We start from the raw sequence: 13,357 nt of genomic DNA, 5'->3' as shown, positions 1-13,357 counted from the left end.
TCCTGTGGTTCGACGGCTCTACGGCTCGGTCCCCCGGTGGGGAGATCCCGGAAGGAATCTGCCGTACGGCCGGGCCGGCGGTCCATCGAGACTTTCTTAAGCGCGCCCGCAGCTTTCCTTCACGCGCTGTCGCGGTGGGGGTCGCGCCGGCCGCCGTCCTCGTCCGTCCCGGGCGCCTCACGGCTCTCGTGCCCCTCGCGCCCCACGAGCCGTTCGGTCAGCTCCGCGGCGAGCCCCTTGATGGTCTCCAGCCCCTCCCGGCCCCAGCGGCGCGGGATGACGTCGGCGACGCAGACCGTGCCGAGCGCGATGCCGGAGGGGTCGGGCAGCGGGGCGCCGAGGTAGGCGTGGACGCCGGTCTCGTCGACGATCGGGTTGCCGGCGAAGCGGGGGTAGTCGCGGACGTCCTCCAGGGCGAGCGCCCGGCGGCGGACCACGACGTGTGGGCAGAAGCCGTGGTCGCGGGCGAGCAGCCGGGCCCGTCCGGTGCCGTCCGCGCCGGTGGCCGCGGGCAGCGGGAGGCCGCCCGGGGTGTGCAGTCCGGCGAGGAACTGCCGTTGCTCACCGACGAAGTTGACCATCGCGTACGGCGCCGCCAGCACCTGGGCGAGCCGGTCCGCGAAGGCGTCCAGGGCGGGGTCGGCGCACTCCTGCGGGCCGAGGGCGAGGCCGAGGGCGCGCAGCCGTCGTACGCGGGCGGGGGCGTCCTCGTCCTGGGGCGTCAGCAGCAGTCGGCGGGGGCTCATGTGCGGGCTCCGTGGTGCGGCGCCGGGGCGGCCGGGGTGTGGGCGAGGAGATGGGTGACGAGGGCGAGCAGGGTCTGCACGCCGGAGCTGGAGATGCGGGCGTCGCAGCGGACGACGGGGACGCGGCGGTCGAGGTCGAGGGCGGCGCGCACCTCCTCGGGGTCGTAGCGGTGGGCGCCGTCGAACTCGTTGATCGCGACGATGAAGCCGAGGCCGCGTTCCTCGAAGAAGTCGACGGCGGCGAAGCACTCCTGGAGCCGGCGGGTGTCGGCGAGGATCACCGCGCCGAGGGCGCCCTCGGACAGTTCGTCCCACATGAACCAGAACCGTTCCTGGCCGGGTGTGCCGAACAGGTAGAGGACGTGGCGCGGGTCGAGGGTGATCCGGCCGAAGTCCATCGCCACGGTCGTCTCGACTTTGTTCTCGATGCCGTCGAGGTTGTCGGTGGCGGCGCTGACCGTGGTGAGGAGTTCCTCCGTGCTGAGCGGCGCGATCTCGCTGACCGCGCCCACGAAGGTGGTCTTGCCGACTCCGAATCCGCCCGCCACGAGGATCTTCAGGGCGGTGGGGAAGGGGTCAGAGCTGTCGTCGTAGTCCATCGAGCACTGCCTCCAGAAGGGACCGGTCCGTGGGGTTGTGGTGGTAGGCCGGGGGCCTGGTGGTGAGCGCCCCGCTGTCGACGAGGTCGGACAGCAGCACCTTGGCGACCGCGACCGGCAGCCGGAGCTGTCCGGCGACCTCGGCGACGGAGACCGGGCCCCGGCAGAGGTCGAGCGCCTGGGCGTACTCGGGGGCGAGGTGGCCTAGGGGGGTGGCCCCGGTGGCTCTCACCTGGGTGAGCAGGTCGAACGCGGCGGTCGGCCGGGTCCGCCCGTTGCTGACCTGGTAGGGGCGGACCAGCCGGCCGGCCGCGTCGTCGAGCCAGGGTCCGTCGCCGGCGGTGGCCGCGCTCAAGGCCTGAGCGCCGGGGGCCGGCCGGCGGGCTGCCGGGGCGCGGTGACCAGGTACGGGCGGACGCTCTTGACCAGCATCGCCATCTCGTAGCCGAGCACGGCGGCGTCGGCCTCGCGGTCGGCGAGGACGGCGAGGCAGGTGCCGGAGCCGGCGGTGGAGACGAACAGCAGCGAGGAGTCGAGTTCGACGACGACCTGGCGGACGTCGCCGCCGCCCCCGAACCGGACGCCGGCGCTGCGGCCGAGCGAGTACAGCCCGGAGGCGAGTGCGGCCATGTGGTCGGCGCTGTCCTTCTCCAGCCCGTGGACGGACTTGACCAGCCCGTCGCAGGAGAGCAGCACCGCGCTCCTGGTGTGCGGCACGCGCTGCACGAGACCGCTCATCAGCCAGTCGAGGTCGGACGCGTGCCCGGTCGGCGCTTCACTCGCCATGGTGGATCGACTCCTTGGTGTACGGGGGGTGGGGGTAGTGGGGTTGCTGCGAGACGTCCTGCTCACCCGGCGGAAGCACTCCCGTCACGCCACCCGGCGCCCTCGGAAGCGGCTCGCCCGCCGGCTATGGCGTCGCCACCGGTGCCGACGGAGCCATGCGGCTCGGCAGCCGGAGCGGGGGCCGCGTGCGACGGTTCGTCCGGCGCGCCGGACGCCGGGCGGTGCGGCTCCGCGGGCACGCCGACCGGGTGAAGGGTGGGGGCCGGGTGCGACGGCTCGCCCGGCAGGGCGGAAGCGGGAGGCGAGGGCTCGACGAGTCCGCCGACCGCCGGGCGGAGCGGCTCGACCGGCCCACCGACCACCAGGTGGAACGGCTCGCCCGACCCCGTGGGCGCCTGGCGTGGCGGCTCACCCGACCCCGTGGGCGCCTGGCGTGGCAGCTCGCCCGGCAGGGCGGAGGCCGGACGCGACGGCCCGGCGAGTCCGCCGACCGCCGGGCGGAGCGGCTCAGCCGACCCACCGACCGCCCGACGGGACGGCTCGCTCCACTCGGGAGGAGCCTGGCGCGACGACTCACCCAGCGCGGCGGACGCGGGACGCGACGGCTCGACGAGTCCGCCGGACGCCGGGTAGAACGGCTCGCCTGACCCGGTGGGGATCTGGTGCAACGGCTCGCCCGGCGCGGCGGACACGGGACGCGACGACTCGGCAGATCCGCCGAGCACCGGGTAGAACGGCTCGCCTGACCCGGTGGGGACCTGGGGCAACGGCTCACCCAGCGCGGCGGACGCAGGACGCGACAACTCGGCAGGTCCGCCGGACGCCGGGTGGAACGACTCGCCTGCCCCCGTGGGGGCCTGGGGCAACGGCTCACCCAGCGCGGCGGACGCAGGACGCGACAACTCGGCAGGTCCGCCGGACGCCGGGCGGAGCGGCTCAGCCGACCCACCGACCGCCCGACGGGACGGCTCGCTCCACTCGGGAGGAGCCTGGCGCGACGACTCACCCGGCACGGCGGACGCCGGACGCGACGACTCGACGAGCCCACCGGACGCCAGGTCGAACGGCTCGCCCGGCGCGGGAGGAGCCTGATGTGGCGGCTCGGCCGGCAGGGCGGGCGCCGGACGCGACGACTCGACGAGCCCACCGGACGCCAGGTCGAACGGCTCGCCCGGCGCGGGAGGAGCCTGATGTGGCGGTTCGGCCGGCAGGGCGGACGCCGGGTGCGAGGGCTCGGCGGGTCCGCCGGGCGTCGGGCGGGGCGGCTCGGCCGGACGCGGCGGCTCCAGCGGCTCCGACGGCTCCGTGGATGGCGCTTGGGCCTCGGCGAGGCCGATGCCGCGTTGGAACGCGGCCATCAGGCCGGGGTCGTGCTCGGCGTACTCCCCGGTGTCCTCGCGGGGCCCGGGTACGGGGCCGCCGCGGAGCTGGGGTGCGAGGTGCTCCTGGGCACGGCGGCGGGGCAGTTTCGGCTTGCCCATGGTGCCGCGGACGGGGCCGACGCGGGGGGTGGGCAGCACCGTGTTCTCCGCGAGCAGCCGTCGGTGCCCGGCGCCGATGCCGGGCTGCGCGTCGGCGGGGTTCGGCCGCGCGGCGCGCTGCCCCCGCACGGGCAGCGGCGGCGCCGCCCCGAGCGGAGTGCCGGGCCCGGCGTGGGACACGTCGGCACCGGCGCCCATGGGTGTCGCGCCGGGGGCGGATCCGTGGCTCCCGGTCACGCCCGGCTCCGGGGCGCCGAAGCCGGGGGCGTCGGGGCGGAACGCGGACGGCGCCGGCATCCCGCGTCCGCCCGAGCCGGATGCGTCGACGGGCGGCCCCTCGTCCGGGGTGCCCGGTGCGGGTGCCCCCGTACCGACGGCTCCGGGTCCCGGCGGGGTCCCGCCGACGCCGGGCACGCCGGCGTCCGGACCGTCCGGTTCCACGGCCCGCCGTCCGGCCGGCGGAGCCGCCGTCGGCGCCGGTTCCCCCGGATGCGTCGGCTCCGTGGACCCCTGGCCCGCCCAGCCCTCCGGACGCGCCGCACCCGGCACCCGGCCGGACGCCCCGCCCGGCGCGGGCATCCCGTCGGGCGACGGCGCCCCACCCGAGTCCCCGGCCTCGACGGAGCCGGGCGCCCCGCCCACCGCCGGTGCCGCCGGCTGCGCCGTCGGCGACAGCTCCGGCCGAGGTGCGCCCAGCACCTCCGCGGGCAGGACCAGGACCGCCTGGACGCCGCCGTAGATGTTGGTGCCCAGACGCACCTGGATGCCGTGCCTGCGGGCCAGTTGGGAGACGACGTACAGGCCGATCCGGCCGTCCTGCAACAGGCTGGCGACGTTCACCTGGTCGGGGTCGGCGAGCAGCGCGTTCATCCGGTGCTGCTCGGCGAGCGGCATGCCCAGGCCCCGGTCCTCGACCTCGACCGCGAGCCCGGCGGTGACCAGGTTGGCGCGGAGCAGCACCTGGGTGTGCGGCGCGGAGAACACCGTCGCGTTCTCGACGAGTTCGGCCAGCAGATGGATGACGTCGGCGACGGCGTGCCCGCGCAGCCGGCCGTCGACCGGCGGCACCAGCCGCACCCGCGAGTACTGCTCGACCTCCGCGATGGCCGAGCGCAGCACCTCGGTCATCTCCACCGGGTTGCTCCACTGCCGGCGGGAGACCGCGCCGCCGAGCACCGCCAGATTCTCCGCGTGGCGGCGGATCCGGGTGGAGAGGTGGTCGACGTGGAAGAGGCCCTTGAGGAGGTCGGGGTCCTCGATCTCGTTCTCCAGCTCGTCCAGGGTGGAGATCTCCCGGTGGACGAGGGACTGCAACCGCCGGGCCAGGTTGAGGAAGACCTCGAGCTTCTGCTCGATGCCGGCCCGGCTGGAGAGCTGCGCGGCCCGCACGACCGCCGCGACCGCCCCGTCGCGCGCCCGGGCGAGGTCGGCGGCGAGGAGCTCGAAGTCGTCGGCCCCGGAGGTGTCGGCCGCGGGCCGCCCCCGCCCGCCCCGCTTCGGCACGGTCTCGCCGCGCCGCAGCGCCTCGACGAGGGCGCGCAGCTCGGCCTCGCCGCGGGTGGCCGTGCGCCGCAGCGTGTCCACCCGCTCCTTGACGGAGTCCGCCGCGCGGCCCGCGGCCACCGCCGCGGTCAGCACACCCGCGACGGCCACCCCGAGCGCGCCGGCGAGCACACCCCACAGCGTCGGCGTGGGCAGCGTGCCGGTGGAGCGGACGGTGAAGAGCACGGCGGCGCAGCCGGCGAGCGCCACCGCGACGGGGGGCAGCACCGCCAGCCGCAGCAGCTGCGGCCGCAGGGGCGTCTCGGCCGGGGTGGAGGCGGTGCGGGGGGCCGGTCGCCCGTGCCGCCCGCCCTCACGGCGGTCCGCACGGGCGGCCGGTGCGCGTAGGTGAGACATCGGTGTCCTCGTACCTGGGGGCCTGGGGGCCTCGGGAACACGGGGCTCCCGCGGTCGGCGCGACGTGGACGTGCGCCCTCGCTGTGCCGGCCGGGAGGCCCGCGAAATGCGGTCCCGCGCCGTCCGGCGGCCACTCACAGTAGTCGGGGTGAAGTCGTGCGTGGTGGGCAGTTGGCAAAGTCCTCCGGGGAGCATCCCGCTCTGGTATGAGGCGTCGTACGACAGACCGATAACCGTCTCGAACGCATGGTCCCTCGATCGGGTGAACCGATCAGAGCTGGTCAGAACCGGTCACGAGTGGGCGACGGGTGGGGCGGGGCCGAGCCCCGGCCTCTCGCCGCCGGCCCGCTCTCGTGCCCCGCCGGCCGGTCCCCGGGGATCCTGCGGGGTCCCGGCGGCCCACCCCGTCGTCTCCCTCCGACGTCACGGGGCGTGTCCGCCCCGGCCGTGGGCCCGCCGCGTCCCCGATCGGCCCGGAAAGGCGTCAGGAACTACTGTTGACAGCAGCGGGCCCCACGGGTCCAGCGGTGGCACGGCCCCTGGCCTCCGGGCCCGGGGCGTCCGGGACGCCACCGCGCGGCCCCGGCCGCGGCCCGACGCGCGAGGCAAGCGGGAGGCGACGTGGCGGCTGAGGGTGCCGCCGGCGGTGCCGGACACGGGCACCCGGCCGGCGAGCCGGACGGCCCCGGCCGCCCCGGGGAAGTCGACCGCCCGGCCGGAGCCGACGGCCGCGGCGGCCCCGGCCGCTACGGCGTCCCCGGCGCCCCGGCGGAGGAACACGACGCCCGCACCGGCACCGGCACCCCCGCCCAGGCCACTCCCCCGGAGAGCCTCGCCCCCCACGCCGCTCCCCCAGAGACCCCCGCTCCTGAAGCCACTCCCCACCACACCCCCCGCCACACCGTCCTCCACGCCCTCTCCGACATGAGCGAAGGCTTCCTCGCCCTCGACGACGCCTGGCGGATCTCCTTCGCCAACCGGGAGGCCGTCCGCATCCTGGGCGCCGAGCGGGTCCGGCCGGGCACCAGCCTCTGGGACGTGGCCGCGCTCGGTGTGCCCGGCCTGGAGGGCCAGTGCCGCCGCGCCGCCGCCGAGGGCCGGCCGATCGGCTTCGACCTCACCCACCCGATCGGCGGACGCCTGTACCTCCTCCGTCTGGTCCCCGTCCCGGACGGCGGCCTCGGCATCTCCTTCGTCGACGTCACCGAGCGCCGCCTGCGGGAGGCCGGCCACGCCCCCGGCGAACCGGCCGGCGAGCGTGCCGCACGCATGTCCGAACTGACCCTGGCCCTCGCCGAGGCCGTCACCTCCAAGGACGTCGTACGGGCCGTCGCCGAACACGTACTGCCTCCCGTCGGCGCCGACGGACTGGTCGTGGAGACCCTGGAGGCCGGCCGGATCCGCGTCGTGGACTCCGTGGGGTACGACCAGCGGTTCCTGGACCGGATCGACGGCATCCCGCTCGCCGACCACATGGCCGTCGCCGACGTGCTCCGCGACCGCACACCCCTGTTCGTCGGATCGGCCGCCGAGTTCGTGGGGCTGTACCCGAAGCTGGAGTACCTGTCGGACAACTCGCCGTCCAAGGCCTGGGCCTTTCTGCCGCTGATCGTGTCCGGCCGGGCCACCGGCTCCTTCGTCATCTCCTTCTCCGAACCGCGCACCTTCAGCGAGGACGACCGCACCCTGCTCACCGCGCTCAGCGGCCTGGTCGCCCAGGCGCTGGAGCGGGCCCGGCTGTTCGACGTCGAGCACACCCGCGCACAGGGCCTCCAGCGCGGCCTGCTCCCCCGTACGCTGCCGTCACTGCCCGCGGTCTCGGCGGCGGCGCGGTATCTGCCGGCCGGCCGGGGCGACGAGGTGGGCGGGGACTGGTACGACGTCATCCCGCTCTCCGGCGACCGGGTCGCCATGGTGATCGGCGACGTCATGGGACACGGCATCACCGAGGCCGCCACCATGGGCCGGCTGCGCACGGCCGTGCGCACCCTGGCCGACCTGGACATGGACCCGGACGAGCTGCTGACCCACCTCAGCGAGATCGTCGGCGACCTCGGCTACGACTACTACGCGACCTGTCTGTACGCGGTGTTCGACCCGGTCACCCGGATCTGCTCGTACGCGCTCGCCGGTCATCTGCCGCCGGTGCTGGTCCATCCCGACGGCACGGTCCACTCCCCCGACGTCGACATCGACCCGCCGCTGGGCGCCGCCGACCCGCCGTTCGACGTGCACGAGCTGCGGCTGCCGGACGAGAGCCTGCTGGTGTTCTGCACCGACGGGCTGGTCGAGTCCCCGGACCGGGACGCCGACCAGGGGATGGCGCTGCTGCGCCAGACCCTGGCCTCGGCGGTGGCCCGCACGGGGTACTTCGCCCTGCGGGAGGCCGGGCCCCCGGGAGCGGGCACCGCCGACCGGCTGGACGAACTGTGCGACCTCGTCGTCTCGACGCTCCTGCCGGACCACGCCGGCATCAACGACGACGCGGCCCTGCTGATCGCCCACACCCGCTGCACGCCCACCGGCAACGTCGCCTCGTGCAGCCTCCCCGAGGACCCCCGGGCGGCCGGCCAGGCCCGGGAGTACGTGCGCAGCCAGCTCGACGTATGGGGCCTGGACGACCTGGTGATGAGCACGGAGCTGCTGGTCAGCGAGCTGATCGGCAACGTCGTACGGCACGCCCGGGGGCCGATCCGGCTCCGTCTGATGCGCAGCCGGTCACTGATCTGCGAGGTCTACGACGGCAGCCTCACCACACCCCGCATCCGCCGCGTCGGCCAGACCGACGAGGGCGGCCGCGGCCTGCATCTGGTGGCCGCCCTCTCCCGCCGCTGGGGCACCCGCTTCCTGCCCGACGGCAAGTGCATCTGGACGGAGCAGGACCTGCCGGGGCCGCCGGAGGCCGGCTGACCACCGCCCGTGGACGGCACTCCCGTCACCGCCGCCGCGGGCGGTGACGGGGCGCGACGGCTACTTCTCGATCCGCTCGCGCACCGCGGCGGCGGTCGCCAGGTGGCCGGCCGCGTTGGGGTGGGCGGAGCCGGACGTCACCGGCAGCAGCGGGTTGATCCACCGCGTGGACGCGGGCCCGCACATGTCCTTGCCCTCGAACGCCTTCGACGTGTCGACGAAGTCGGCGTGCTTGTCGACGGCCGACGCCTCCAGCAGGGAGTTCAGCCGGTCGGTGGTCTGGTGGAGCCAGGTGACGTCCCCCTTGGCCAGCGGCACGGACGAGCCGCAGCCGCTCCCCTCGGCGGGGAACGGGTTGGGGTAACCGACCACGACGACACGGGCCTCGGGGCTGCGCTGCTCGATGTCCGCGACCATCTCGGGCAGCCGGTCGGCCAGCTCGGTGAAGGCGGCATCCACGTCACCGGAGACCGTGTCGCGGCAGGGAGCCCCCTCCCGGGTGCCGAGCCCGGCCAGCACGCACTTGACGAGTACGTCGGTGAAGCCGAGGTCGTTGCCGCCGAGCGTCACGGTCACCAGGTCGGTGTCCTGAGTGAGGGCGTCGAGCTGGGGTGCGGCCGGGCCGTCACTGTCGCGCAGCGAGTGGGTGGTGGCCCCGCTGCACGTGACGTCCTTGAACACCTCCGGCTTGAACGTGTCGGCCAGCAACCAGGGGTAACTGCCCTTGCCGCGTTCGCAGTCGGCGTCCGTCTGTTCGGCCAGGCCGGTGCCGGCGGCGTAGGAGTCACCGAGCGCGACATAGTGCTCGTACTCTCCCTGCGGTAAGTCGCCGGCCGCCGAGGCCGGGGCGGCCCCGCAGGTCAGCAGCGCGGCCGCGGCCGCGGTGACGGCGAGCGCGGCCACCCCTGCGCGGGCGTTCGGGAGCGGACGGAGATGAACCATGTGGTCCCCTTGAGACGGAGCGGGGCCGGACGGAACGCCGGCCTGCCCCGCGCGCGGCGTCGCGCACGGGCATGTCGTCCGTCCAGACGGTGAGGGTCCCCTTCCGGTTCACTCCCCGCCCGCACCAAAAGATCCCAACTCCCGTACGGCGAGGCCGAGATGGCTACGAGTACGAGCGGCGACGCCGGTCCGTCCTCCGTCCCCGTCGCCGTCACCGGCCCGCCCTCCGTCCCCGTCGCCGTCGCCGGCCCGTCCTCCGGTCCCCGTCGCCGCCCCGGGCCGCCCCGCCGACCGGGTCCCGACCGGTGTCAGCGCTCGCCCGCGAGGTCGAGGTCCTCCCTCGTCGTCCCGGCCGCGCCCTCAGCGGTCCGGGTACGCCGCCACGGGCGCGGGATCGGGCGGGACACCGCCCGCCACCACGTCTCCACCGGCAGCTCCCCCGCCGGCTCGAAGGGCTCGCCCGGCCGGGGGAAGGCCACCGCCTGCCCCGCCTCCCCGGCGGCGTCCCTCGTCCACTCGGCCGGCTCGGCCCAGGCGTGGGGCGCCAGGTTGAACGTGCCCCAGTGGATCGGCAGCAGCACTCCGCCCGGAGCGCCGCCCTGAAGATCGAGGTGGGCGCGCACGGCCTCCTCGGGGGTCATGTGGATGTCCGGCCACATGTCGCTGTACGCGCCGAGCTGGATCATCGTCGCGTCGAACGGGCCGTGTTCCGTGCCGATGTCCTTGAAGCCGAAGAAGTAGCCGGTGTCACCGCTGTGATAGATCCGGTGGTTCTCGCCGGCGACCGCCCAGGACGCCCACAGGGTGTGCTGTCTGTTGCGGATGCCCCGGCCGCAGAAGTGGCGGGCGGGGGTGGCGGTCAGGGTGAGGCCGCCGACCTTCGTCGACTCGTTCCAGTCGAGCTCGCGCAGCCGGTCCGGGGAGACGCCCCAGCGTTCCAGGTGGGCGCCGACGCCGAGCGGCACCGCGAAGAGCGTGTCCGTCCCGGCCAGGGCCTTGATCGTGGGCAGGTCGAGGTGGTCGTAGTGGTCGTGCGAGATGACGACGACGTCGACCGGGCCGAGCGCGGCCAGAGGCAGCGGGACGGGGTGCAGCCGCTTGGGGCCGGCGAAGTCGAACGGCGAGCAGCGCTTGCCCCACACCGGGTCGAACAGCACCCGGTGGCCGTCGATCTCGGCGAGGATGCTGGAGTGGCCCGTCCAGGTGAGCCGGAGGCCGGTCTTCGAGGGGCGGGCGAGGTCGGCGACGGTCGTGGCGTGCACGGGGATCGTGCCGGTGGGGGCGCGGCGGGCGCGGGCTTCCTTCTGGAAGTACTGCTTGGCCATCTCCAGGGCGGAGCCGCCGGACTCGCGGGTGCGGGTGCCGTCGGGGTTGACGAAGACGCCGTTCGAGAAGTTGGGGGAGCGGCGGATGCGGGCCAGGCGTTCGCCCGTCGGATCCGCGCCGAAGGAAAGGGGCCGTATCGGGCGCGGCCCGGGGGTGGGGGTACGTAGGCCGGTCACGGCGTCTCCAGTGGTGTACGCGGGGCGGTTCGTTCTCCGCGTCAACGGTTGTGGGGCGGCTGTGGGTTCCCGTGGAGGGCGGGTGCGCGGGGATTGTTCTCGCCCCCGCCGCCCCTGCCCTTCCCGTCCCCGGGGGCTGCGCCCCCGGGACCCCCAAAAGATTGCGCCCACGCGGCGGAGCCGCACATCGACACAGCCCCGCGCCCCTTCGAGAGGCGCGGGGAACCGCGCGAGCGAGCACAGCGCGCCCGCGGTCGCCCGACGGCTGAAGCCCCGAGCCACTGGGCGTCCCGCGCTCAGACCGCCGTCCCGATCCGCATCCTGATGTCCTCGGGGGACAGGGGACCCTTGGCCACCGCCTCGTCTCCGGAGGACTGGCCGCGCAGGCGGCGGCCTATCCACGGCACGAGATGCTCCCGCGCCCAGTGGATGTCGTCGCGGCGGATCTCCAGCGTGCCGCGCGGCGGCAGCGGCGGCCAGGGCTGGTCGGGGTCGGCCGGGACGTCCAGGCCGAGCAGCTGGCCGGCGCGCAGGGCGACCCGGGTGTGGCCCTCGGGCGAGAGGTGCAGCCGGTCGGTGTCCCAGGCCCGCCGGTCCTGCACCGTCCGCAGCGACCACAGGTCGAGCACGGGGCAGCCGTACCGGTCGGCGATGGCCCGCACGTGCCCGTTGTACGTCGCGATCTTGCCGCGCAGATGCTTGAGCACGGGGACGCCGCGGGTGTCGAAGCCGGTGGTGACCATCACCGTGCCGACCGTGCCGGTGAGGCGGGCCACCGCGCGTTCGAACCGTTCGGCGACCTCGTCCGGATCGGTGCCGGGCCGGATGATGTCGTTGCCGCCCGCACAGAAGGAGACCAGGTCGGGGGCGAGCTCCAGGGCCCGCGGGAGCTGGTCCTCGACGATCTGGTCGAGCAGCTTCCCGCGTACGGCGAGGTTGGTGTACCGGAAGTCGCCCTCGGGCCGCCGGTCGGCGAGGAGGACCGCGAAGCGGTCGGCCCAGCCGACGAAGGCCCCGTCCGGGCCGGGGTCGCCGACGCCCTCGGTGAAGCTGTCCCCCACCGCCACGTACGACCCGATCACTGATCTGTTGTCACTCTTCGAATCGTCTGCCACGTCGGCCCATCCTTCCTCCTGGGATGTGAGCTACGCGACCGTAGGGAGGGGTTGACGTGCGGTGAGATACCCCACGGGTCAAGGCTTGGTCAACAGCGGAATAAGACACGGCCGGCGGGCGGGGTCCGGACACGGCCGAAGGCCGGACCCCGGGGATCGGGGGGTCCGGCCTTCGGGGAGGCGGGGCCGTCAGACGGTGACGCCGTGGGCGCGCAGGTAGGCGACCGGGTCCACGTCCGAGCCGTAGTCCGGGGTGGTGCGGATCTCGAAGTGCAGGTGCGGCCCGGTGACGTTGCCGGTGGCACCGGAGAGGCCGAGCTGCTGGCCCTCGGTCACGGTCTGGCCGGCCGAGACGGAGAGCTGCGAGAGGTGGGCGTACTGGGCGTAGTAGCCGTCGGCGAGCTTGAGGACGACCTGGTTGCCGTACGCGCCGCCCCAGCCGGCGGAGACGACGGTGGCGTTGGCTATGGCCTTGACGCTGGTGCCGGTCGGGACGACGAAGTCGGTGCCGGTGTGGTAGCCGCTGGACCACATGCTGCCCGCGGTGTGGTAGGCGGTGCCGATGGTGGCGCCCTGGACCGGGAGCGTGTAGCCGGAGCCGCTGCTCGCGGCGGGCTTCGCGGCGGCGGAGTCGCCCTCGGCGGCGGACTGGCTACCCTGGGCGGCCTCGGACTTCTGCGCGGTCGCGGACTTCTCGGCGGGCGCGGACTTCTCGGCGGAGCCGCTCTTGGCCGGGGACTCGTCCGAGGAGGAGGAGCTGCCGGCGTGCGCGGGGGCCTTGGCGCCCAGCGTGAGCTTCAGGCCGGGGTGGATGAGCGACGGGTCGCTGCCGACGGCCTCGCGGTTGTCGTCGTAGAGCTTGTGCCAGCCGCCGGCGACGTGCTGCTCACCGGCGATCTTGGCGAGCCAGTCGCCGGACTTCACGGTGTACGTCCGCGCGGCGTCCTCGTGCGCGCTCGCGGCGACGGAGGTGGCGCTGTGCTCGGGCGCGGCGGCCGGGGTGGCGGCGTGGGCGCCGGTGGCGCTCAGGAGGGGCAGCGCGAGCGCGGCGCCTCCGGTTCCGGCGGCGGCGAGGGTCGTGGTGATGAACCGGGCCTTGGTACGGCGGTGCTTACCCTTCGCGGGCATGTCGAATTCCTCTCCGGCGCCTGCGAGGTGAGCTGTCGGGTGCGAGCTGGAGATGCCCGGCCGCGAACTGTGCGCGGCTTTACCCCGAGCCTGTACCGGAAGACCGGCCCAGGCGATGTACCTGTGGGTCCCCCGCTCCTGCCAGTACGGGTGGGTGAGTGCGGATTCCGGGCGGCGGCAGGATTCGGCGTTCCGCTCGGAACGTTGGGGAACGTAAGCGAAATGGCGCCGCGACCACAAGCTTTGGCT

Annotated in this window: 10 protein-coding genes and 1 riboswitch; of the genes, 1 reads left to right on the top strand and 9 read right to left on the bottom strand. The window is 74.9% G+C overall.

Going from position 1 to position 13,357, the window contains the following annotated elements; all coding sequences use genetic code 11:
• Window positions 1-119: 119 nt before the first annotated feature.
• The 5 genes from IO29_RS26270 to IO29_RS40405 form a co-directional block, all read right to left on the bottom strand.
• A complete protein-coding gene (locus IO29_RS26270) occupies window positions 120-746 on the bottom strand; it encodes a GAF domain-containing protein (RefSeq protein ID WP_051707908.1) in 627 nt (208 codons plus the stop codon).
• Complete coding sequence (locus IO29_RS26265) at window positions 743-1,345, bottom strand: GTP-binding protein (RefSeq protein ID WP_030380253.1); 603 nt, start codon at window positions 1,343-1,345, stop codon at window positions 743-745. Before IO29_RS26265 ends, IO29_RS26270 begins: the two co-directional genes overlap by 4 nt.
• A complete protein-coding gene (locus tag IO29_RS26260) occupies window positions 1,323-1,700 on the bottom strand; it encodes a DUF742 domain-containing protein (protein ID WP_030380254.1) in 378 nt (125 codons plus the stop codon). Before IO29_RS26260 ends, IO29_RS26265 begins: the two co-directional genes overlap by 23 nt.
• A complete protein-coding gene (locus tag IO29_RS26255) occupies window positions 1,697-2,131 on the bottom strand; it encodes a roadblock/LC7 domain-containing protein (protein ID WP_030380255.1) in 435 nt (144 codons plus the stop codon). The genes IO29_RS26260 and IO29_RS26255 overlap by 4 nt, the downstream gene beginning before the upstream one ends.
• A 62-nt stretch (window positions 2,132-2,193) precedes the next feature.
• Entirely contained in the window at window positions 2,194-5,511 is a 3,318-nt protein-coding gene (locus IO29_RS40405) for an ATP-binding protein (protein WP_234316392.1), read from the bottom strand.
• A 621-nt stretch (window positions 5,512-6,132) separates the two neighbouring features.
• Here IO29_RS40405 and IO29_RS26245 point away from each other — a divergent pair.
• Window positions 6,133-8,421: a SpoIIE family protein phosphatase gene (locus IO29_RS26245; protein ID WP_051707909.1), complete on the top strand. Its 2,289-nt coding sequence runs from the start codon at window positions 6,133-6,135 to the stop codon at window positions 8,419-8,421.
• Window positions 8,422-8,481: 60 nt separating this feature from the next.
• Here IO29_RS26245 and IO29_RS26240 read toward each other — a convergent pair whose 3' ends face one another.
• The 4 genes from IO29_RS26240 to IO29_RS26225 form a co-directional block, all read right to left on the bottom strand.
• Window positions 8,482-9,363 carry an SGNH/GDSL hydrolase family protein gene (locus IO29_RS26240; protein ID WP_030994054.1) on the bottom strand — a complete coding sequence of 294 codons (882 nt, stop codon included), beginning with the start codon at window positions 9,361-9,363 and terminating at the stop codon, window positions 8,482-8,484.
• Window positions 9,364-9,671: 308 nt separating this feature from the next.
• The gene (locus IO29_RS26235; protein WP_030380259.1) at window positions 9,672-10,865 is read right to left on the bottom strand and encodes an MBL fold metallo-hydrolase; all 1,194 of its coding nucleotides are present in this window, start codon (window positions 10,863-10,865) and stop codon (window positions 9,672-9,674) included.
• 296 nt (window positions 10,866-11,161) lie between these two features.
• Window positions 11,162-11,947 carry an SGNH/GDSL hydrolase family protein gene (locus IO29_RS26230; RefSeq protein WP_030380260.1) on the bottom strand — a complete coding sequence of 262 codons (786 nt, stop codon included), beginning with the start codon at window positions 11,945-11,947 and terminating at the stop codon, window positions 11,162-11,164.
• Window positions 11,948-12,169: 222 nt separating this feature from the next.
• On the bottom strand, window positions 12,170-13,108 hold the full coding sequence (locus tag IO29_RS26225; protein WP_030380261.1) for a M23 family metallopeptidase: 939 nt from the start codon (window positions 13,106-13,108) through the stop codon (window positions 12,170-12,172).
• Window positions 13,109-13,112: 4 nt separating this feature from the next.
• Window positions 13,113-13,275: riboswitch (cyclic di-AMP (ydaO/yuaA leader) on the bottom strand.
• Between the last annotated feature and the right edge of the window lie 82 nt (window positions 13,276-13,357).

This window comes from Streptomyces sp. NRRL F-6676 (assembly GCF_000725625.1).
Classification (GTDB): Bacteria; Actinomycetota; Actinomycetes; order Streptomycetales; family Streptomycetaceae; genus Streptomyces.
The sequence above is the reverse complement of the archived record's forward strand: the minus strand, read 5'-3'. Positions and strand labels throughout refer to the sequence as shown.